Annotated in this window: 19 protein-coding genes and 1 tRNA gene; 8 read left to right on the forward strand and 12 right to left on the reverse strand. The window is 67.8% G+C overall.

Features of this window, described 5'->3' with window-relative positions; all coding sequences use genetic code 11:
* Window positions 1-286: 286 nt before the first annotated feature.
* From ACTIEF_RS05100 to ACTIEF_RS05125, 6 genes are all read right to left on the reverse strand, one after another.
* Window positions 287-1,108: a GIY-YIG nuclease family protein gene (locus tag ACTIEF_RS05100; RefSeq protein WP_439471109.1), complete on the reverse strand. Its 822-nt coding sequence runs from the start codon at window positions 1,106-1,108 to the stop codon at window positions 287-289.
* Window positions 1,108-1,821, reverse strand: a complete 714-nt coding sequence (locus tag ACTIEF_RS05105; RefSeq protein WP_439471110.1) for an ABC transporter ATP-binding protein — start codon at window positions 1,819-1,821, stop codon at window positions 1,108-1,110. Before ACTIEF_RS05105 ends, ACTIEF_RS05100 begins: the two co-directional genes overlap by 1 nt.
* Window positions 1,814-3,118 (reverse strand): lipoprotein-releasing ABC transporter permease subunit, encoded by a 1,305-nt coding sequence (locus ACTIEF_RS05110; protein ID WP_439471111.1) that lies wholly within the window; start codon window positions 3,116-3,118, stop codon window positions 1,814-1,816. The genes ACTIEF_RS05105 and ACTIEF_RS05110 overlap by 8 nt, the downstream gene beginning before the upstream one ends.
* A complete protein-coding gene (gene proS / locus ACTIEF_RS05115) occupies window positions 3,115-4,431 on the reverse strand; it encodes a proline--tRNA ligase (protein WP_439471112.1) in 1,317 nt (438 codons plus the stop codon). Before proS ends, ACTIEF_RS05110 begins: the two co-directional genes overlap by 4 nt.
* Before the next feature lie 176 nt (window positions 4,432-4,607).
* Window positions 4,608-4,946 carry a DUF3088 family protein gene (locus ACTIEF_RS05120; RefSeq protein ID WP_439471113.1) on the reverse strand — a complete coding sequence of 113 codons (339 nt, stop codon included), beginning with the start codon at window positions 4,944-4,946 and terminating at the stop codon, window positions 4,608-4,610.
* 11 nt (window positions 4,947-4,957) lie between these two features.
* Window positions 4,958-5,218 carry a DUF1467 family protein gene (locus ACTIEF_RS05125; RefSeq protein ID WP_439471114.1) on the reverse strand — a complete coding sequence of 87 codons (261 nt, stop codon included), beginning with the start codon at window positions 5,216-5,218 and terminating at the stop codon, window positions 4,958-4,960.
* Window positions 5,219-5,581: 363 nt separating this feature from the next.
* Here ACTIEF_RS05125 and ACTIEF_RS05130 point away from each other — a divergent pair, with 363 nt between their 5' ends.
* Both ACTIEF_RS05130 and ACTIEF_RS05135 read left to right on the forward strand, forming a co-directional pair.
* Window positions 5,582-6,418, forward strand: coding sequence for a LytTR family DNA-binding domain-containing protein (locus tag ACTIEF_RS05130; protein ID WP_439471115.1), 837 nt, complete (start codon window positions 5,582-5,584; stop codon window positions 6,416-6,418).
* A 122-nt stretch (window positions 6,419-6,540) separates the two neighbouring features.
* Window positions 6,541-7,161 carry a methyltransferase family protein gene (locus ACTIEF_RS05135; RefSeq protein WP_439471116.1) on the forward strand — a complete coding sequence of 207 codons (621 nt, stop codon included), beginning with the start codon at window positions 6,541-6,543 and terminating at the stop codon, window positions 7,159-7,161.
* Window positions 7,162-7,222: 61 nt separating this feature from the next.
* Here ACTIEF_RS05135 and ACTIEF_RS05140 read toward each other — a convergent pair whose 3' ends face one another.
* The 4 genes from ACTIEF_RS05140 to rpsB form a co-directional block, all read right to left on the reverse strand.
* On the reverse strand, window positions 7,223-8,842 hold the full coding sequence (locus ACTIEF_RS05140; protein WP_439471117.1) for a M20/M25/M40 family metallo-hydrolase: 1,620 nt from the start codon (window positions 8,840-8,842) through the stop codon (window positions 7,223-7,225).
* A gap of 80 nt (window positions 8,843-8,922) precedes the next feature.
* A complete protein-coding gene (locus tag ACTIEF_RS05145; protein WP_439471118.1) occupies window positions 8,923-9,324 on the reverse strand; it encodes a hypothetical protein in 402 nt (133 codons plus the stop codon).
* A gap of 254 nt (window positions 9,325-9,578) precedes the next feature.
* Window positions 9,579-10,520 carry a translation elongation factor Ts gene (gene tsf, locus ACTIEF_RS05150; protein WP_439471119.1) on the reverse strand — a complete coding sequence of 314 codons (942 nt, stop codon included), beginning with the start codon at window positions 10,518-10,520 and terminating at the stop codon, window positions 9,579-9,581.
* A gap of 103 nt (window positions 10,521-10,623) precedes the next feature.
* On the reverse strand, window positions 10,624-11,487 hold the full coding sequence (gene rpsB, locus ACTIEF_RS05155) for a 30S ribosomal protein S2 (RefSeq protein WP_439471120.1): 864 nt from the start codon (window positions 11,485-11,487) through the stop codon (window positions 10,624-10,626).
* 223 nt (window positions 11,488-11,710) lie between these two features.
* On the opposite strand from rpsB, the gene ACTIEF_RS05160 reads away from it, so the two are divergent.
* On the forward strand, window positions 11,711-12,382 hold the full coding sequence (locus tag ACTIEF_RS05160) for a hypothetical protein (RefSeq protein ID WP_439471121.1): 672 nt from the start codon (window positions 11,711-11,713) through the stop codon (window positions 12,380-12,382).
* The gene (locus tag ACTIEF_RS05165) at window positions 12,379-13,203 is read left to right on the forward strand and encodes a M23 family metallopeptidase (RefSeq protein ID WP_439471122.1); all 825 of its coding nucleotides are present in this window, start codon (window positions 12,379-12,381) and stop codon (window positions 13,201-13,203) included. Before ACTIEF_RS05160 ends, ACTIEF_RS05165 begins: the two co-directional genes overlap by 4 nt.
* Before the next feature lie 11 nt (window positions 13,204-13,214).
* Here ACTIEF_RS05165 and hrpB read toward each other — a convergent pair whose 3' ends face one another.
* A complete protein-coding gene (gene hrpB / locus ACTIEF_RS05170; RefSeq protein ID WP_439471123.1) occupies window positions 13,215-15,644 on the reverse strand; it encodes an ATP-dependent helicase HrpB in 2,430 nt (809 codons plus the stop codon).
* Between the two features lie 217 nt (window positions 15,645-15,861).
* Between hrpB and ACTIEF_RS05175 the strand changes: the two genes are divergently transcribed.
* The 3 genes from ACTIEF_RS05175 (at window position 15,862) to ACTIEF_RS05185 (ending at window position 18,002) form a co-directional block, all read left to right on the forward strand.
* Window positions 15,862-17,430 carry an amino acid permease gene (locus ACTIEF_RS05175; RefSeq protein WP_439471124.1) on the forward strand — a complete coding sequence of 523 codons (1,569 nt, stop codon included), beginning with the start codon at window positions 15,862-15,864 and terminating at the stop codon, window positions 17,428-17,430.
* Between the two features lie 174 nt (window positions 17,431-17,604).
* On the forward strand, window positions 17,605-17,865 hold the full coding sequence (locus ACTIEF_RS05180; RefSeq protein WP_439471125.1) for a hypothetical protein: 261 nt from the start codon (window positions 17,605-17,607) through the stop codon (window positions 17,863-17,865).
* Window positions 17,866-17,917: 52 nt separating this feature from the next.
* Window positions 17,918-18,002: transfer RNA gene (locus tag ACTIEF_RS05185), tRNA-Leu, on the forward strand.
* Between the two features lie 91 nt (window positions 18,003-18,093).
* Here the strand turns inward: ACTIEF_RS05185 and ACTIEF_RS05190 are convergent.
* Entirely contained in the window at window positions 18,094-18,282 is a 189-nt protein-coding gene (locus tag ACTIEF_RS05190; RefSeq protein ID WP_439471126.1) for a hypothetical protein, read from the reverse strand.
* A gap of 132 nt (window positions 18,283-18,414) precedes the next feature.
* Here ACTIEF_RS05190 and ACTIEF_RS05195 point away from each other — a divergent pair, with 132 nt between their 5' ends.
* The gene (locus tag ACTIEF_RS05195; protein ID WP_439471499.1) at window positions 18,415-19,488 is read left to right on the forward strand and encodes a PA0069 family radical SAM protein; all 1,074 of its coding nucleotides are present in this window, start codon (window positions 18,415-18,417) and stop codon (window positions 19,486-19,488) included.
* Window positions 19,489-19,533: the final 45 nt, after the last annotated feature.

Consider the following 19,533-nt stretch of genomic DNA (forward strand, 5'->3'; position numbering starts at 1 on the left):
CAAACCGACGCGGGGCCTCATGCGGCGGGGGATGGTTTGTGGACCGACGCTGGGCGGACCCGCCGTGCCGTCCGAATGCGCACTCAATTATTTTTTGAGTGCACTTTAGTGGCCTTTTCGATCAGGCCCCCGGCAGAAGCAGGGCCGCCTGCCACACCATCAGAACGAAACCGGCGCACGCCGCCAGCGACAGAGATTCCCGAACCCAACGCGCCATGAGACTGCTCCCGGAGTGATGTTCCGGGTCTGTTCTATGTTCTCATTATGTTCGCGTCAAGGGGCGTGGTCAGTTCCGATTGTTTCCGAAGGCGCCGCGCGTGAGCAGGATGGTCTTCCAGAAACCCTCGCGATCCAGAATGATCTGATCGGGTGTGGCAACCGGACGGTGCTCGAGAAGGGCGAACCGGAAGGCCTTGCGGACATAGTCGAGGTCCGGGTTCGTTACGAGCTGGCGAAGCTCTGCGTTGTTGCCGTGCCCGGTTGCGGCGTACTCACACCATCGCGACCAGATGCCGCCCTGCCCGTACGCCGAGCCGACGTAGCGCTTTCCCGTCAGAATGTCGGAGATCAGGTAGATGCCCTTGATGCTGGTGAGCGCCGCCATCCAATCAGCCCGTCCCGTACGCGCCAGATTCTCAAGCTCGGCGAAGGACAGGTCGATGCCGTCGAAGCCCGGGAAGGCGCGACCGTTGTAGGGTTCCGCCAGCAACTCGGACACCTGCAAGAGCGGGTAGTGGTTTTCAAAATTCAGCCGGACAGATCGGTCACGGTAAGGGTGTCTGATTTTCAACCGGCCGATGAAGGCGGCTCCCTCGGCGGAGCGCGAAACCACATACTGGTCAGGCTTGCGGTCAAGAACATCGAAGATGCCCGTGAACAGCCAGATGTCCGGCTCATGATAGAAGCGGGCGAGCGAGAAGACGCGAGGGCGATTGAACTCGTCCCGGGCTGGTCTGTATTCCTGCCATGTCTGGTAGTCCGCTGGGCTGTTCACCCAGACGTCCAGCGGCTCATGCTGTCGGTTCCACCGCGAGAAGTGGATCTTGAAGTCGGATGGTGTAGCCAGCCGCCAGATATCGGACAGAAGGATGGGAGGCTCGCCCCCCATCAGTAGGCGTGCGCTTCCGCGGGCCGCTCTTCCAGATGGCCGTCCTTGATGGCGAAGACGCGGTCCATGTGGCCGGCCAGTTCCATGTTGTGGGTGGCGATCAGGGCGGCGACGCCGGTCTGTTTGACGACGTCGTGCAGGGCTTCGAACACCGTCTGGCTGGTGCCCGGGTCGAGGTTGCCGGTGGGCTCGTCGGCCAGAAGGAGGCGCGGACGGTTGGCCAGGGCGCGGGCCACGGCGACGCGCTGACGCTCGCCGCCCGACATCTGCGACGGCTGGTGGGTCAGGCGGTCGGCGAGGCCCAGGGCGCTGAGCAGTTCCTCGGCGCGGGCGCGGGCGGCGGTCAGCTTGTGACCGGCGATGCGCAGCGGCAGGGCCACGTTATCGCGGGCGTCGAACTCGGGCAGCAGGTGGTGGAACTGGTAGACAAAGCCGATGCGGTCCAGCCGGATCCGGGTGCGGTCGTGGTCGCTGAGGGCGGCGACGGCCTCCCCGTCGATGCGGACCTCGCCCTCGGTCGGATGCTCCAGCAGGCCGGCGGCATGCAGTAGAGACGACTTGCCGGAGCCGGAGGGGCCGATCAGGCCGACGATCTCGCCGGGCATGATGTCGAGGTTGACACCGCGCAGGACGGTCAGGCCGCCGGTCGCGGTGTCATAGGTGCGGGTCAGGTTCCGCACCGAGAGGACGGGAGCCGTGCTGGACTTACTCATAGCGGAGGGCCTCGACCGGATCGAGCTTGGCGGCCTGCCAGGACGGGATCAGTCCAGCCACGCAGCTCATGAAGAAGGACCAGACGGTGACCCAGAAGACGTCGACCGGATCGACCAGGGCCGGCACGGCGTCCAGCATGTAGACGTCGGCGTTGAACAGCTCGGTCTGGAAGACCCACTCCAGGAAGTGCTGGATGGAGCCGATATTGAGGCAGAACAGCAAGCCCAGGACCAGGCCGGTCACGGTGCCCGCGACGCCGATCATGGCGCCGGCCATGAAGAAGATGCGCAGCATGGACGACTGGCTGGCGCCGACGGTGCGCAGGATGGCGATGTCCTTGGTCTTGTTCTTCACCAGCATGACGATGCCGGAGATGATGTTCAGCGCCGCGATGGCGACGACGAGGCCGAGAATGATGCTCATGGCCACGCGCTCGACCTTGAGCGCGCCCCAGAAGGCGGCCAGGCGGTCGCGCCAGTCGCTGACCAGGGCGCTGGGGCCGGCGGCGCGCTGGACCGGCATGCGCAGGGCCTCGACGCGATCAGGCTGTTCGACCTTGAGCTCGATGACGTCCCAGCGGCCTTCCTTGCCGTAGAAGAGCTGGGCCTGCTCGATGGGCATGAAGATGAAGGCCTGGTCGAAATCGGCGGTGCCCGAGCTGAACACGCCGCCGACGCGGTAGGTCTTCTCCAGCCCGCCCAGGCTGCCGAAGGCGCTGGAGGCGCCGGTCGGGGAATAGAGGGTGATGGGGTCGCCGACGCGCAGGCCCAGCCCCTCGGCCAGCGCCTTGCCGATCAGGACGTTGTCGCCGCCCCATTCCCCGGCGCCGAACCGCTGGCGGGCCGCGTCGTCGAGGCTGGCGTTGACGTATTCCATCGAGGCCAGGTCGGCGCGCGAGATGCCGCGCACGATGGCGCCCGTGGTCGCGCCGCCCGCGCGGACGATGCTCTGGTCATTGGTCATGGGGGTGACCCAGGTCACGCCCGGCACGGCCTTGATCCGGGCCACGGCGGCGTCGCGCTCGGGCGACTGCAGCAGGTCGCCGGAGACGTACATGTGGCCGTTGAAGGACAGCATCCGGTCCAGCAGCGTCGCGCGGAAGCCGGCCATGATGCTCATCACCGTGATCAGCGCCAGCACGGCCAGGGCGATGGCCACATAGGAGATGATGGCGATCAGGGCGATGCCGCCTTCCTTGCGCTTGGCGCGGAGGTAGCGGACCGCCAGCCCGATCTCCCAGGCGGAGAAGGGACCGGCGGGCTTCGTCGGCTTCACGGCCGGCGCGGCGTCAGTCATCCGATGAGCCTCGAGATCGCTTCGTCCAGCGGCAGGGTGAATTTCTCGCCGGTGGCGCGGCGCTTCAGCTCGACCACGCCGTCCGCCAGACCCTTGGGCCCGATGGTGAGCTGCCACGGAATGCCGATCAGGTCGGCGGTGGCGAACTTGCCGCCCGGACGCTCGTCGGTGTCGTCATAGAGCACGTCCTTGCCAGCGGCCTCGAGACGGTGAACCGCCTCTTCGCAGGCGGTCGAGACGGCTTCGTCGCTGGCGCGCAGGTTGATGACGACCACGTCGAACGGGGCCACAGCGTCCGGCCAGATGATGCCGCCGGCGTCATGGCTGGCCTCGATGATGGCGCCCAGCAGGCGCGACACGCCGACGCCGTAGGAGCCCATGTGGACCTCGGTGTCCTGACCGTCCGGACCGGCGACCCTAGCCTTCATTGGGGCCGAGTATTTGGTGCCGAAATAGAAGATGTGGCCGACCTCGATGCCGCGGGCCGACAGGCGGTCGCCCTCGGCGGTCTGGGCTTCGAACTTCGCCGCGTCGTGCATTTCCTCGGTGGCGGCGTACAGGGCGGTGCGCTCGTCGAAGACGGCCTGCACGGCCTCGGGGCTGAAGTCGTGACCCGGAGCGGGCATCTCGACCAGCTTGCGGTCGCAGAAGACCTCGCTCTCGCCGGTCTCGGCCAGAACGATGAACTCGTGGCTGAGGTCGCCGCCGATGGGGCCGGTGTCGGCGCGCATCGGAACCGCCTTTAGCCCGATGCGGGCGAAGGTGTTCAGATAGGCGGTGAACATGCGGTTGTAGGCGACGCGGGCCGAGGCCTCGTCCAGATCGAAGGAATAGGCGTCCTTCATCAGGAACTCGCGGCCGCGCATTACGCCGAAGCGCGGGCGGCGCTCGTCGCGGAACTTCCACTGGATGTGGAAGAGGTTCAGCGGCAGGGCTTTGTAGGACTTCACGAAGCCGCGGAAGATGTCGGTGATCATCTCCTCGTTGGTGGGGCCGTACAGCAGTTCGCGCTCGTGGCGGTCGGTGATGCGCAGCATCTCCGGGCCGTAGGCGTCGTAGCGGCCCGACTCGCGCCACAGGTCCGCCAGTTGGAGGGTCGGCATCAGCAGCTCGACCGCCCCTGCCCGCACCTGCTCTTCACGGACGATCTGCTCGATCTTGCGCAGCACCCGCAGGCCCAGCGGCAGCCAGGCGTAGATGCCCGCCGCTTCCTGCTTGATCAGGCCGGCGCGCAGCATCAGCTGGTGGGAGACGATCTGGGCGTCCGAAGGCGCCTCTTTCAGCGTGGGCAGGAAGTAGCGCGACAGGCGCATGGTGGGGAATCCGCGAGTTAAGCTTGAACAGGAGCTTTAGCCGGGAGGACGGGGCGAAAGCTAGGCGGTGGATGAGGGATTGGGGACTAGGGATTAGGGATTAGGGGCGCGAAGACGCGCCAACGCCTGATCACCGTCTCAGAAAATCCTAATCCCTAGTCCCTGTTCCCTAGTCCCTAAGGATGTGGCAGCCCGATGCCGTAGCGCGCCGCCAGATAGGGGGCGATGGCGTGGTCCTGCAGGAAGCGGCGGCCGGTGGCGGCGCTGGTCGGGGCGTCGGGCCAGTCCAAGGTTCCGTCCAGCACCAGCAGCGGGCAGCTCTGATGGTCCTCGCCGACCTCGGCGATGACAGGGGGGCGCGGGCGCGGGTGATCGAGGTAGGTGATCAGGAGTTGCTCGCGCAGCGCCGGATAGAAGGACAGTATGCCCTCCACGAAGGCGCCCGCCGGGCAGAACCAGGGGCCGCCGGCGTCATCATGCCAGTCGGGGTTCAGGAGGTAGAGTCGGTCGGTCATGCGCCTGCGGCCTAGACCGGCGGGGCCAGCGGCGGCAGGGGCATCCAGCCGAAGAAGACCATGATCATGATGACCAGCCAGACGAGGGCCGAGACCCAGGTGGTGGTGATGAATTTCTTCTTCAGGTGCGGGTTCTCCGGCGCGCCCCACTGGGCGCCGTCGGTCGGCCTGGCCTGGCCCTGCTGATTCATGCCGATCGGCAGGACAGCGAACAGCACCGTCCACCAGACGACGATGTAGATGGCGAACATGGTCAGCGGACCGATGGGCATCAGGACGAACTCCGCGCCGGAATGGGCCCCTTGGCTTTAGCGGGTGTCGCGGGCCGGGAGAAGGCGCGGCGGATGTCGCAGCGACAGGCTGACGAAATACCCGTTCGCGAAATCGCGAACCAAATCCCGAAACGGCGACAGCGTCGCGGCATGTGACCTCCGGGCCAGCCACCTTGCGCGAGGTTCGCTGAACGGGACGCACATTCTGTCTGAACGGCGGACCGACCGATGACTGTTCAACGCCCGAGTTGCGAATGCCCGGCCATTTCCACCCATGCGGCCCGCTTCCGCCGCCTGCCCAGAAAAGACATATTGGAATCGCGTATAACGGTCCATCCGAGGCTCGACCGGGAACCGTCGTCCATGACCACAGACAGCGTCGTCCAGTCCTTGGGCGGGTCCTCGACCGGCCTGTTCGGCATCGGGCGGGCGACCCTGAGGCGGCTGGCGGTGCGTGCCGCCCTGGCCCTGGCCTTCGGGGTGGCGCTGGCGCTGCTGGAGCCCTTCGGCCTGGGCGAGGATCAGGTGCTGTTCCGGCTGGGCTTCTGGACCGCGATGATGGCGGTCTGGTTCCTGTTGTTCAGCGCGATCGATCTGGCCGCCAGCCGGATCCGGCAGGTGGATGCGCTTCATCCGCTGGGGCGTTTCCTTCTGATCGCGGGGCTGGCCGCCGTGCCCATGATGGTGATCAGCCAGTCGGCGACGCCCGAGGGCTTCGTCCTGGATCCGCTGGAGATCGTCGAGGGGCTGGGTCAGGTCACCCTGATCGCCGGCGCCTTCGAGGGGCTGACGGCGATGATCTTCGCCCGCTGGTTCGACCCCACCCCGCACGGGACCACCCTGTTCGCGCCCGTGTCGAACGCCGCCCCGGAGCCGTCGAAGGAGGCGCTGCCGCCGCTGGTGCAGCGACTGCCGTTTGGGGTGCGCGGGCCGGTGATCTGCCTGCAGATGGAGGACCACTACGTCCGGATCCACACCACGCGCGGCTCGGGTCTGGTGCTGATGCGCCTGTCGGACGCCATCGCCGAGCTGCAGGCCACGCCGGGCCTGCGGGTTCACCGGTCATGGTGGATCGCCACCGAGGCCGTGCGGGCCATCGACCGGTCGCCCCGCGCGGTGAAGGTGCATCTGGCCAACGGCGTGATCGCGCCGGTGTCGCGCCCCTATATGCAGGCCCTGTTCGCCGCGGCAGACGTCTGATCGCGTCCGATCCCTGAGGGCGGCGCCGCCTTCATCCCCCTTCCCTCCCTACACCCCTCGCCGATCGGGCCCCCCGCGCCCGCTCGCGACCGCCTGCGCGCGGGAACCCAAGGACTTCCTCGATGTACGCCCACCTTCCCGACCTGCGCGCGGTCCAGCGCCGCCGGAAATATGTCGTCGCCGCCGGTCTGGCCCTGCTGATGGGGCTGGTCGCCACGACCGGCGCCGCCCTGCCCGCAGAGGCCGCCCTGCGCGAGATGATCGAAGGCGTCGGCCTGCTGATGATCGGGGTGGCCATCATCGGCCGGGCCTGGTGCTCCCTCTATATCGGCGGCCGCAAGACCCATGAGTTGGTGCAGGACGGCCCCTATGCCCTGTGCCGCAACCCACTCTACATCTTCAGCTTCATCGGCGCCTTCGGCGTGGGCGCCCAGACAGGCAGTCTGACGCTGGCCGTGGTGTTCACGGCGGCGGCGGTGGGCATCTTCCTGCCGGTGATCGGGCGCGAAGAGCAGTTCCTGGCCCAGGCCTTTCCGGACAGCTATCCCGACTATGTCCGGCGCACGCCCCGACTGATCCCGGACTTTCGTCTGTGGCGGCCCAGCGAGGCGCTGATGGTGCACCCCGGCTTCTTCCTGCGCACCTTGGCCGACGGCCTGCCCTTCCTCGTCGCCTGGCCGCTGTTCGAACTGATCGCCCATTGGCAGGACAGCGGGCTGGGGCCGCTGCTGCGCCTGCCCTGAAACAGAAAGGGCGTCGCAGCCGAAGCCGCGACGCCCTCCCGTTCAGGTCCTGCGACCGGTCCTACTGTTGGAGCGGGAACGGGTCGGTCGGGTTGGGCCGGGTCGGCATGGGCATGCGCGGCAGCGGCTCGTCCGAGTTGGCGGCGTTCAGCAGGAAGGTCGCCAGAATGACCGCGGCCTGACGCAGATCCTCGGCGCGCATGTGGTCATAGGTGTCGATCGAGGTGTGGTGCAGGCGCGCGCCGTAGTCGAGCGGGTCCTGGATGAACTGGAAGCCCGGGACGCCGACGGTCTGCATATAGACGTGGTCGGTCGCGCCCGAGGTGCGCATCGACACCGTGGTGGCGCCCATGGCGTTGAACGGACGCAGCCACTCCTGGAAGATCGGAGCGGCGGCGACATTGCCCTCGGCGTTGATGCCGCGGATCTTGCCCGAGCCGTTGTCCAGGTTGAAGTAGGCGACCAGCGAGCCGTGGCCCTCGCGCGGCTGGATCGGCCAGCGCTGGCGCCAGGTGCGGTTGTTCGGCAGGGCGTCCAGGGTCGCGTCGCCGACCGGGGCGCGAGTGGCCAGATACTTGTCGACATAGGCGAGCGAGCCCCACAGCCCCTGCTCTTCCCCGCTCCACAGGGCGAAGCGGATGGTGCGCTTGGGACGGACGTTCATGGCGCGCAGGATGCGGGCGGCCTCCATGACCACGGCGCTGCCCGCGGCGTTGTCGACGGCGCCGTCAGCGGCGGCCCAGCTGTCCAGGTGGGCGCCGGCCATGACGTATTCGCCCGAGCGGCTGGTGCCCGGGATGTCGGCCAGGATGTTGTAGGCGTTGGTGTCCTGCTCGTGGAACTGGACCTCGCTCATCAGCTCCAGCGAGGGCTTGGCGTCCTCGGTCTGGGCTAGACGGGCCAGACGGCGGTAGTCCTCGGCGGCCAGCTCCATGCCCGGGGTCTTGCGCTGATCGTCCATGCGGTAGCCGGTGCCGTTGCCGTGCAGCAGGCCGCCGTCACGCTGGGACATGCGGACCCAGGCCAGGGCGCCCTCTTCCTGCAGGAAGGCGTCCATCTGGCGGGCGAAGTCGGGCGCGCGCAGGCTCTCGACCGACGAGGCCGGGACGTTGGGGATGTTGTAGACATTGCCGGCGTTCTCGAGGTCTTCCTCGGTCAGGCGGCGGAAGGCCGGATCGGTCGGCTCGGAGCCGGCGGTCGGGCGCGAGACCAGAACGATCTTGCCCGCCAGCTTGCCCCGATATTTGGCGAAGTCGGCGGCGCTGGTCATCGGGGCGACGATCACCTCGCCCGAGACGACGCCGTTGGTCGACGGGGTCCAGGCGATGGGGATGGCGCGCAGGTCGAGCGGACGCGGGGCGGTCATGCGGGCGCTGGAGCGGACGACCGACCAGCCGCGGCCGAAGTCGAACGGATCGGCGCGGACATTGGTCAGACCCCAGTCGCGGAAGCGCTGCTGGGTCCAGGCCTCGGCCTGACGCATCTGGGGCGAGTTGGTCATGCGGCCGCCGATCCGATCGGTCAGGTAGCCGGCGGTGCTCATCACCTCGCTGTGGTTGAAGCCCTGATCGATGATGCCGTTGATGGCGACCAGATCAGGCGACTGGGCCAGAGCGGGCGTGGCGAACGGAACGGCCGTCAGCGCGATGGCGGTGGCGGACAACAAGGCGGCAAGACGCATGGAAACTCCCCTGAATCACTAACGGCGGCGATAGGACCCCAAGCCTGACCGTTGTGCAAAGGAAGAACGTACGAACCGTGTCAGTCCGTCGCCGCGTTGGGATCAATCGCCTCCTCGACCAGCCGTCGCCAGACGGGGTCGGTGTCGTCGACCAGGTCGCAGTCCTCCATCAGGGCCACCGCCGCCCCGCCGTCGGGCAGGATCAGGCCCAGCACGTCCATCTCGTCGCCCTCGGGGCCGATGTGGCTCTCGGCCTGCACGGCCACGGCGGCCTGCTCGCCGTCGGCCTCCCACCAGATCACCGGCTGGGGCAGGTCCATGTCGATCAGGCGCGGATCGGCGGTGTCGCTGAGCGCGAAGACAGCCTTCCTGGCCTGGACGTCGTCGAGCGTGGCGATGCGCCCGGTGAAGGCGGTCAGCCGCGACCAGTCCTCGGCGTCATAGCCGCCGCCGTCGTCGGAAAATTCGAGGTCGTCCGTCATGGTGTGCTCATCCCCGCGAAGCGGGATTCGGTTTGGTCCGGACAGTTTGAAGCAGGTTCATCACGACAAACACGATGAAATCACAACGGACAACACGGGACCTGTGCTCCGAGACCATCGTGTTCGTTGTGTCTCGCTGTGGTCGTTGTGATGAACTTCGACGCCCTTAAGGGCTGATCGCGCTTCGCGCCCACGAAAAAGGCCGGCGCCCTTGCGAGCGCCGGCCTTTATTTCAGTCCCGAGGGACGAACGGCTTAGTTGCCGCCCATCATCGAGGCGACTTCCGAAGCGAAGTCCGGGCCTTCGACCTTCTCGACGCCTTCGCCCAGGGCGAGGCGGACGAAGCCTGCCAGGTGCAGGCCGGGGGCGCCCAGTTCCTTGCCGGTTTCGGCGACCAACTGCTCGATGGTCACGTCCGGGTTCATGACGAACGGCTGCTTGGTCAGCACGACGTCCTTCTGGAACTTGTTGATCTGACCTTCCACGATCTTCTCGATCATGTTTTCCGGGCGGCCTTCTTCCTTGGCCTTTTCGATCAGAACGGCGCGTTCCTTCTCGATGGCGGCCGGGTCGAGGTCGTCGGTGTTCAGCGACAGCGGGGCGGTCGCGGCGACGTGCATGGCGATCTTGCGGCCCAGTTCACGCAGGGCGGCCTTGTCGCCGCCGCCGTGCAGGGCGACCAGAACGCCGATGCGGCCGACGCTCGGCGACACCGCGTTGTGGACGTAGGAGGCGACAACGCCTTCTTCGACCGACAGGCGGGCGGCGCGACGCAGCTGCATGTTCTCGCCGATGGTGGCGATCAGGTTGGTGACCTCGTCCTGGACGGTCTTGCCGTTTTCCAGTTCAGCGCCGTGCAGGCCTTCGACCGTGGCGTGCTCGAGGCCCAGCTGGGCGAACGACTTGGCGGCGTTCTGGAACAGCTCGTTGCGGGCGACGAAGTCGGTTTCAGCGTTGAACTCGATGGCGGCTCCGATTTCACCGGCTCCGACTTCCTTCGAGGCGACGGCGACCAGGCCTTCAGCGGCGACGCGGTCAGCCTTCTTGGCGGCCTTGGACAGACCCTTGGCGCGCAGCCAGTCGATCGCGGCGTTGATGTCGCCGTCGGTCTCTTGCAGGGCCTTCTTGCAGTCCATCATGCCCACGCCCGACTTGGCGCGCAGTTCCATGACGAGGGCGGCGGTGATCTCAGCCATTGTGTAGCTCCTAGGTATTCGAATGCGGTAACGGCCCGGCTGATAGCCGGGCCGTATGTCAGTTAGACGTACGGCCTTCAGGTCGAAGGCCGTGAGACGGTCCTCAGACCGCGGCCTTGTCTTCTTCGGTCGCAGCCGGTTCAGCGGCGGCTTCCAGCTCGGCGGCGACGGCTTCCGTGCCGGCCGGAGCGGCTTCAGCGGCGACCGGGGCCGAGGCCTCGCGCAGCATGGGCTCGTCCGGGTTGATCGCGGCGCCCAGGTCGACGCCAGCAGCGCCGGCGCCGGCGGCCAGGCCGTCGAGGACGGCGTCGGCGATCAGGTCGCAGTAAGTCTGGATGGCGCGGGCGGCGTCGTCGTTGCCCGGGACCGGGTAGGTGATGCCGTCCGGATCCGAGTTGGTGTCCAGGATCGCGATGATCGGGATGTTCAGCTTGCGGGCTTCCTGGATCGCGATCGCTTCCTTGTTGGTGTCGATCACGAACATGATGTCGGGGATGCCGCCCATGTCCTTGATGCCGCCCAGCGAGGCGTCCAGCTTGTCACGCTCGCGCTGCAGGCTCAGCAGCTCGCGCTTGACGCGGCCTTCACCGCCGGACTCCAGCAGGGCGTCCAGTTCGCGCAGACGGGCGATCGAACCCGAAACGGTCTTCCAGTTGGTCAGCGTGCCGCCGAGCCAACGGTTGTTCATGTAGTACTGGGCGCAGCGCTTGGCGGCTTCGGCCACCGGGTCCGAAGCCTGGCGCTTGGTGCCGACGAACAGGACGCGACCGCCCTTGGCGGCGACTTCGCGCACGGCGACCAGGGCCTGGTGCAGCAGCGGCATCGTCTGCGACAGGTCGATGATGTGGATGTTCGAGCGGGCGCCGAAGATGTAGCGGTCCATCTTCGGGTTCCAGCGGTGCGTCTGGTGACCGAAGTGAGCGCCGGCTTCGAGCAGCGAACGCATGGAGAATTCAGGCAGAGCCATGATCGGTAGTGTCCTTTTTCCGATAGACGTTGCGTGAGCGTTTTAAAGATCCGGCTGGACCCTCGGAATGGCGCCATCGGGGATGTCTCCCCCGGCGATGCCACGCCCACGTGCGAAGTGCGCGGGCCAAATAGGCGGAACGGCCTGAAATAGCAAGCCTGACGGCGTCTTCCGCTCGCCGCACTCGCATATCGCTGGTATGGTGAATGCGGAGGTGGGGCTCATGACATACCGAAGCTGGCTGGGCGTGGGGGCGACGATCGCCTTCGCCGCCATCGCGGGCGTGACGACGTCGCAGCAGCAACCGCTGTCGCCGACGGCGGCGACGCAGGTGAACCTGCCGCGCTCGCGCGTGGACAATGCGGCGCTGGCGCAGGCGCGACAGGACCCGCTGGCGGCGCGGATCCAGGGTGTCCTGCGACAGGACCCACAGACGGTCTCGGTGCTGCAGCAGGCGCAGAGCTCGCCCGTGCCGGTGCTGGCGCCGGCGGACCCGGCCCTGATCGAAACCGCCCGGCTCTTTAACGGCGATCGCCACTATATGCTGGTGGTCGAGCGCGGCGAGCAGGTGATCGAGATCTACGGCTCGACCAAGGCGTTCGAGTCGCCCAACGGGCCGCCCACTGTACCTGCCCCTGACGCGGCGGCGCAGCGGCGGCTGAATGCGCGCCTGCCCGACGGAACGGCCGCGCGGATCGCCCGGGCGCGCCAGACCGGCGGGCCGACCAATGTGCGGGCCGAGCGGACCGAATACGGGACCGATGTGACCTTCAACCGGTTCGGCGCGGCCTATCTGGTCAGCTTCATCTGTGAGGCCCAGACGGCGCCGGGCTGCACGGACGCCGAGGCGGTGGCCTTCGCGTCCAGCCTGGTCCTGATCGGCGGTGGCGAATGAGCGCCGGGTTGGGGCGGCTGGGGGCGCTGCTGGCCTTGTCGCTGCTGACCGCCTGTTCGCCGGGCGGCTGCGGCCAGACCACGCCGGAGGTCCCGCCCAAGAAGGGCGAGGCGCCCGCGCCGAACCCGCCGACGCCGGAACCCACGCCGGAACCCGAACCGCCGGCGCCCGAGCCGGTCTCATGGCCCCATGATCCGGGCGGCGCCCTGCCCTCCGGCTCGGGGACCGGGGCGACGGATGCGACCCTGTGGGCGGCGGGAATGCGCTTCCCGATGGAGGCGGCGCCCGCCTATGCGAATTCGCAGGTCTACGGCTACGGCGGCTTCGCGGCGCCCGGTCCTGGCGGCCAGTGCGACGCCCGCAACTACGCCTATCCATGGCGCGACAATTTCTGCGAGACCCGCTCGTGGAACAACGGCATGTGCCCGGCGGGCAAGGGGCATCAGGGGCAGGACATCCGCCCGGCCACCTGCGAGAAGAAGGTGCACTGGGTGGTGGCCGCCGAGACGGGGCGGATCACCTCGATCGGCAGCTATACGGTCACCCTGCTCGGCGACTCGGGCCGCATCTACCGCTATCTGCACATGGATATGGCGGGGGTGAACGCCCTGTTCCCGACCAGCGCCTCGCGCAACGTCACGCGCGGCCAGCACATCGGCAAGGTGTCGGCGGACTTCGGCGGCAGCGCCACCACCATCCACCTGCATTTCGAGATCAAGGCGCCCGTGTCGACCGGCGGCGGGGCGGCGACGGTGATGTTCGTCCCGACCTACTCCAGTCTGGTGGACAGCTATGGACGGCTGCTGAACGGGGCGGGCTAGGTCCCGCGCCGCTAGGTCCCGCGCGGCTTGGCCCGGTTGGTGGCTTCGGCCACGGAGGGATCCTCGGGCCAGGGGTGGCGCGGATAGCGGCCGCGCATGTCGGCGCGGACGTCCTTCCATGACCCGGCCCAGAAGCCCGGCAGGTCCTTGGTCATCTGGATCGGGCGACGGGCGGGCGACAGCAGGGCCAAGGTCAGGGGCGTGCCCCGGCCGACGGTGGGATGGGTCTTCACCCCGAATAGTTCCTGCACCCGGATATCGACGCGCGGCCCGCCCTCGGCGGCGTAGTCGATGGCGGCGGAGCCCAGCGGGGTCTCCAGTCGCTCGGGAGCCAACTCGTTCAGCGTGCGCTGGCGGTCCCACGGGATGAGGGCGCGCAGGCCGTCGGCTAGGGCGCCGTCGGGGATGACTTCCAGCGACTGCACATTCTCCAGCAGCGGCCAGAGCCAGGTCTCGCGTTCGGCCAGAAGGCCGTCGTCCGACATGTCGGGCCAGCCTTCCTCCAGCCCGGACAGGAAGGCCAGGCGAGCGCGCAGAGCCGAGGCGCGCTCGCCCCAGCGGAGGGCCCTGAGCCCGTCCGCCTCGACCTCGGTCTTCAGGGTGGCGGTGATCGCCTTGCGGTCGGGCGCGCCCATCAGCTTCTCGTCGACGACCACGGCGCCGATCCGGCGGATGCGCTTCAACACCATCCGACCCGACGGTTCGCGGGACAGCCGTTCCTCAAGCTCCAGCCGGTGCTCCAGCGCCGACAGTTCGACGGGCGCGGCCAGACGAATGCGGTCGCGGGCGTCACCGCCGCCCAGCTCGGCGACGGCCAGCCACTGTTCGCGCGCCATGATGTCGGTCGGCTCAAGGAAGGCGCCGCGACCCGAGGCCAGCAGGAACTCGCCGGGCTTGCCGCGCGCCTTGGCCAGCCGCTCGGGGAAGGCCTCGGCCAGCAGGGCGCCCGCATCGGGATGCCCCCCCTTCCCGCCCCCGGCCGCCTTGGCCCAGCGGTCAGCCAGCTTCATGGCGTCGCGGGCGCGGGGCGAGCGGTCGACCTCGCGGTCGAAGCCGCGCAGGCGTTCGGCCAGGTCGACGCTGTTTCCGCCGAGCCCGGGCTCGCTGAGGATGGCGGCGATGCTGGCGCCGAGTTGGGCGTCGCCCTCGTCGCTGGCCACGGCGACCATATGGGCCAGGCGGGGCGACAGGGGGATCTTCGTCAGGCGGCGGCCGTGGTCGGTCAGGGCGCCGTCGGCGTCCAGAGCGTCCAGGCGCGCCAGCACCTTGCGCGCTTCGGCGAAGGCGCCGGCCGGCGGCGGGTCCAGCAGGGCCAGCCCCTCGGGCGACCGCGCGCCCCAACGGGCCAGATCCAGCGCGAAGGCGGTCAGGTCGGCCTCGAGGATTTCCGGGCGCTGGTGGGCGACGAGACCCCGGGTCTGTTCCTCGTCCCACAGGCGGTAGCAGACGCCGGGTTCGACCCGCCCCGCCCGGCCCCGGCGCTGTTCGGCGGACGACCGGCTGACCCTGATCGTCGCCAGCCGGGTCAGGCCGCTGGATGGCTCGAACCGGGGCACGCGCGACAGGCCGCCGTCGATGACGACGCGCACGCCCTCGATGGTCAGGCTGGTCTCGGCGACCGGGGTGGCCAGTACGATCTTGCGACGGCCCGGCGCGGCCGGTTCGATGGCCCGATCCTGCTCGCCCTTGTCGAGACCGCCGTACAACTGAACCAGATCGACATTGGCGGGCAGTCGGTCGCCCAAGGTGCGGGCGGTGCGATGGATCTCCCCCTGCCCCGGCAGGAAGACGAGGATGGAGCCGGTCTCGTCCATCAGCGCCTGTCGCACCGCACGGGCGACGGCGTCCTCGAACCGTTCGGCGGCATTGCGGCCCAGGTAGCGGGTCTCGACCGGATACATCCGGCCCTCGGCCTCGATGACCGGCGCGCCCTCTAGCAGCTTCGACACGCCCGCGATATCGAGCGTCGCCGACATGACCAGAATACGAAGGTCATCGCGGATCAGCCCCTGCGCCTCGCGCGCCAGAGCCAGGCCGAGGTCAGCGTCGAGGCTGCGTTCGTGGAACTCGTCGAACAGGACCGCGCCGACGCCGTCCAGCGCCGGGTCGTCCAGAATCATGCGGGTGAACACGCCCTCGGTGATGACCTCGATGCGGGTCTTCGGACCGATGCGGGATTGCAACCGTGTGCGGTAGCCGACCGTTCCGCCCGACTGTTCGCCCAGGGTGGAGGCCATGCGGTCCGCGGCGGCCCGTGCGGCGAGGCGTCGCGGCTCCAGCACCAGCACCCGCTGGTCGCCCAGCCATGGCTGATCCAGCAGGGCCAGAGGCACGACCGTGGTCTTGCCCGCCCCCGGAGGCGCGGCCAGCATGGCGACATTGCCTTGCGCGAGGGCGCTTTTCAGCGGTTCGAGAACGGCGTGGATCGGCAGCGTCGTCATGCGGCTCAAGTAGCGCAATGCGCGGTAGCCGCGCCAAGAAAGCTGCGGTCTAGCGGCAACGGGCCGGTTCACGAAAGCGTCGTCTCAGGTTCACGTATCGGAAACCGCGTTGCCACCGGTCCTTCGCGCCGCTAGCGTCCGCCCCAAAGCAGCGAGAGGGCTGCTCAAGAACAGGCAGCGAGAGGGCTGCCTCTACATAATGTCGGAGGGGTAATTCATGTGGCGCGTTAAGTCGCTAGACGCGATTCTGGCCACGGCCGAGAAGAAGTCGCTTCATCGGTCGCTGGGTCCGGTCCAACTCACGCTTCTGGGCATCGGGGCCATCATCGGCACCGGTATCTTCATTCTGACCGCCGCCGCCTCGCAGAAGGCCGGCCCTGGTATGATGCTCAGCTTCGTCATCGCCGGCGCCGTCTGCGCCGTGGCGGCGCTGTGCTACTCGGAACTGGCCGCCATGGCCCCGGTTTCGGGCTCGGCCTACACCTATACCTATGCCGTGATGGGCGAACTGCTGGCCTGGTGCGTCGGCTGGGCCCTGATCCTCGAATACGCGGTGGCCGCATCCGCCGTGTCCGTCGGCTGGTCGGGCTATGTGCTGGGGTTGATTGAGCAGGGATTGCATTTCGACTTCCCTGACCTCCTCTCCGCCGGACCGACCTGGTCGATGAACGGCTGGGTCCCGACGCCGGACTTCTCGGCGGGCATCGTCAACGTCCCGGCGATCATCGTCGCCCTGGCCGTGACCGGCCTGCTGGTGCTCGGCACGACCGAGTCGGCCCGCGTGAACGCCATTCTCGTGGCCGTGAAGGTCATCGCCCTGACGGTCTTCATCGCCCTGACCCTGCCGGTCATCGACAGCGCCAACCTGTCGCCCTTCGCCCCGAACGGAGCCTTCGGCGCCTATTCGGGCATGGGCATCGTCGGCGCCGCCGCCTCGATCTTCTTCGCCTATGTCGGCTTCGACGCGGTCTCGACCGCCGCTGAAGAGACCAAGAACCCGCAGAAGAACGTGCCGATCGGCCTGATCGGTTCGCTGGCCTTCTGTACGGTCTTCTACCTGCTGGTCGCCTTGGGCGCCGCGGGCGCCATCGGCGCCCAGCCGGTCCTCGGCGCTGACGGTTCGGCCGTCCAGCCGGGCTCGGCCGCCTTCACCGCCGCCTGCGCCCTGGCTGAAAACAGCGAACGTCTGGTCTGCTCGAACGAAGCCCTGGCCCACGTGCTGCGCGTTATCGGCCATGAGCAGGTCGGCAATGCCCTGGGAGTCGCCGCCATGCTGGCCCTGCCCTCGGTCATCCTGATGATGATCTATGGTCAGACCCGCATCTTCTTCGTGATGGCGCGTGACGGTCTGCTGCCGGAAGGCCTGACCAAGATGCACAAGCGTTTCAAGACGCCGTACGTCGTGACCATCTTCACCGGTCTGGCCGTCGCCATCGGCGCCGCCCTGTTCCCGGTCGGTCAACTGGCGGACATCTCGAACTCGGGCACCCTGTTCGCCTTCTTCATGGTGTCGATCGCCGTCGTCATCCTGCGTCGGACCGATCCGAACCGCGCGCGTCCGTTCAAGATGCCGCTGGTTTATGTGATCGCGCCGCTGTCGGCTCTGGGCTGCGCCTTCCTGTTCTGGAACCTGCCGCACGACGCCAAGATGGTCCTGCCGATCTGGGGCGCCATCGGCCTGGTGATCTACTTCGCCTATGGCATCCGCAAGAGCCACCTGGGCCGTGGTCACGTCGAGGTCCACGAAAACGACGGCGACATCCCGCCGCCGCCGGCGACGACCTGATCCTCGCCCAAGAACGAAACGTTCAAGGCCCGGGAGCAATCCCGGGCCTTTTTCTTGCGCGGTGAAACGCCGATTTCTGTGAATAATTTCGAACGGTGTTCGTTCGGTCTTGTGAACAAGCTTGACTGTGAGGCCGAACGCGCCGCCCCTTAGGACATCTCGGGGGAGATGGACATGCAGGCTGAGTGGCAGGAATCCGCGGCCGGGGGCGGTCTGTTGGCCGTCTTCATGCTGACGATGGGCGCGGCGCCGTTCGCCGTCACCGTGGTGAAGGGCATGATGTGGGGCTGTGTCCTCGGCGGGCTGATGATCGCTCTGCTGGTCTTCATTGATCGCAACGGATCGGGCCTGCGGGGGCAGGTCCTGAGGCCCGGGCGGATCGCCGTGATCGGCTCGGTCCTGTCCGGCGTGGCGGTTCGGATGTTGATGGCCTGAACCACCCTCTTGCCCCTCGGCCCGCCGCCCCCTAGACCGGCGGCGAACCTATGCGGATGTGGCGGAACTGGTAGACGCACTGGATTTAGGTTCCAGCGCCGCGAGGCGTGGAGGTTCGAGTCCTCTCATCCGCACCATTCTTTTCGCCCTATCGCTCGTGACGGGGTCACTCGCTGCATGAGGTCGGGGTTTGCCCCGCGAAGCCTCGGTGCTGAAGGGCGGTTCCCGTCAGAAGGCGCAGAGCGTTCCGCAGTCCGTGCGGCCCATGGCGGCCCGGATCTGCCGGAAGCGGGCGCGGACGCTTTCGTTCCGGGCTTGGGGCATGACCGAATCCACGACCGCGATGATCTGACGCCGATCCTCGATCGGCATCATGGCGGCGTAGGCGTCGGCGCGGACGGCGGCCTCGGCCAGCACCAGATCGCGGTTCGCCGCGCGGGTCGTGGTCTCGACCGCGAAGGTCCCAGCCTTAGCCGCTGTTTTCGTTCAGCGATATGACGGAGAACAAAAGTTCTTGCTTTGTTCTCATTCTGGCGTACCGTCTTCTCCATGGTCGAGACGGCGAAAGGACGAGGGGCGAGGTCGAACGCGACCGGACGCTTTGAGCCGGAAACCGTTGAGGCCTTCGATGACGGCTGGACCGATCAGGACGCGGAGGCGGCGCCGCTGCGCACCACCCTGACGCCCGAGGCGGCCCGGACGATCATCGCCAAGAACACCAGTCCGGACATCGGCTTCGACCGGTCCATTAACCCCTACAAGGGCTGCGAACATGGCTGCATCTACTGCTACGCCCGTCCGTCCCATGCCTGGATGGGCCTATCCCCGGGCCTGGATTTCGAGAGCCGGCTCTTCTTCAAGCCGGGCGCAGCAGGTCTGCTGGAGCAGGAATTCTGCAGGCCGGGATACGTCTGCAAGCGCATCCACATAGGCGGCAACACCGACCCCTATCAACCGGTCGAGCGCGAGCTGAAGTCCACCCGGTCGATCCTGGAGGTGATGCAGAGGTTCCAGCACCCGTTCAGCATCATCACCAAATCGGTGCTGATCGCGCGCGACGCCGACATCCTGGGGCCGATGGGGCGCGAGGGGCTGGCCTCGGCCTTTGTCTCGATCACGACCCTGGACCGCAAGCTGGCGCGGGCTATGGAGCCGCGCGCCTCGACCCCGGCGAAACGGCTGGAAGCCATTTCCCGCCTGGTGGACGCGGGCTGTCCGGTCGGGGTGGGGTTCGCCCCGGTCATCCCTGGGCTGAACGACCATGAGTTGGAGGCCATTCTGGAGGCAGCGGCCAAGGCGGGCGCGACCAGCGCCATGTATGTGACCCTGCGGCTGCCGCTGGAGATCAAGGACCTGTTCCGGGAATGGCTGGCCGACGCCAGGCCGGATCGCGCCGCGCGGGTGATGTCGCTGGTCCGCCAGACGCGCGGCGGCAAGGACTATGACGCCGACTGGTCCCAGCGGATGAAGGGAACCGGCCCTGTCGCCGAACTGATTGGGACCCGCTTCAAGGCGGCGATCAAACGCTACGGACTGGATGCGCCGCGACCGCTTCTCGACGAGACGAGATTCCGCGTCCCCGCCTCCGCCCGCAAGCAGATGGACCTGTTCGACGCGGCTTGAGACCCGCTGGACAAATGCCGATTCCGGGCGCGAACTGCCCAGGTT

The organism is Brevundimonas sp., from assembly GCF_051858995.1.
Classification (GTDB): Bacteria; Pseudomonadota; Alphaproteobacteria; order Caulobacterales; family Caulobacteraceae; genus Brevundimonas.

Coding starts and splice junctions, on each gene's coding strand:
- ACTIEF_RS05100 (WP_439471109.1), bottom strand. CDS start 1,108: ATGGGGGGCGAGCCTCCCATCCTTCTGTCCGATATCTGGCGGCTGGCT.
- ACTIEF_RS05105 (WP_439471110.1), bottom strand. CDS start 1,821: ATGAGTAAGTCCAGCACGGCTCCCGTCCTCTCGGTGCGGAACCTGACC.
- ACTIEF_RS05110 (WP_439471111.1), bottom strand. CDS start 3,118: ATGACTGACGCCGCGCCGGCCGTGAAGCCGACGAAGCCCGCCGGTCCC.
- proS (WP_439471112.1), bottom strand. CDS start 4,431: ATGCGCCTGTCGCGCTACTTCCTGCCCACGCTGAAAGAGGCGCCTTCG.
- ACTIEF_RS05120 (WP_439471113.1), bottom strand. CDS start 4,946: ATGACCGACCGACTCTACCTCCTGAACCCCGACTGGCATGATGACGCC.
- ACTIEF_RS05125 (WP_439471114.1), bottom strand. CDS start 5,218: ATGCCCATCGGTCCGCTGACCATGTTCGCCATCTACATCGTCGTCTGG.
- ACTIEF_RS05130 (WP_439471115.1), top strand. CDS start 5,582: ATGACCACAGACAGCGTCGTCCAGTCCTTGGGCGGGTCCTCGACCGGC.
- ACTIEF_RS05135 (WP_439471116.1), top strand. CDS start 6,541: ATGTACGCCCACCTTCCCGACCTGCGCGCGGTCCAGCGCCGCCGGAAA.
- ACTIEF_RS05140 (WP_439471117.1), bottom strand. CDS start 8,842: ATGCGTCTTGCCGCCTTGTTGTCCGCCACCGCCATCGCGCTGACGGCC.
- ACTIEF_RS05145 (WP_439471118.1), bottom strand. CDS start 9,324: ATGACGGACGACCTCGAATTTTCCGACGACGGCGGCGGCTATGACGCC.
- tsf (WP_439471119.1), bottom strand. CDS start 10,520: ATGGCTGAGATCACCGCCGCCCTCGTCATGGAACTGCGCGCCAAGTCG.
- rpsB (WP_439471120.1), bottom strand. CDS start 11,487: ATGGCTCTGCCTGAATTCTCCATGCGTTCGCTGCTCGAAGCCGGCGCT.
- ACTIEF_RS05160 (WP_439471121.1), top strand. CDS start 11,711: ATGACATACCGAAGCTGGCTGGGCGTGGGGGCGACGATCGCCTTCGCC.
- ACTIEF_RS05165 (WP_439471122.1), top strand. CDS start 12,379: ATGAGCGCCGGGTTGGGGCGGCTGGGGGCGCTGCTGGCCTTGTCGCTG.
- hrpB (WP_439471123.1), bottom strand. CDS start 15,644: ATGACGACGCTGCCGATCCACGCCGTTCTCGAACCGCTGAAAAGCGCC.
- ACTIEF_RS05175 (WP_439471124.1), top strand. CDS start 15,862: ATGTGGCGCGTTAAGTCGCTAGACGCGATTCTGGCCACGGCCGAGAAG.
- ACTIEF_RS05180 (WP_439471125.1), top strand. CDS start 17,605: ATGCAGGCTGAGTGGCAGGAATCCGCGGCCGGGGGCGGTCTGTTGGCC.
- ACTIEF_RS05195 (WP_439471499.1), top strand. CDS start 18,415: ATGGTCGAGACGGCGAAAGGACGAGGGGCGAGGTCGAACGCGACCGGA.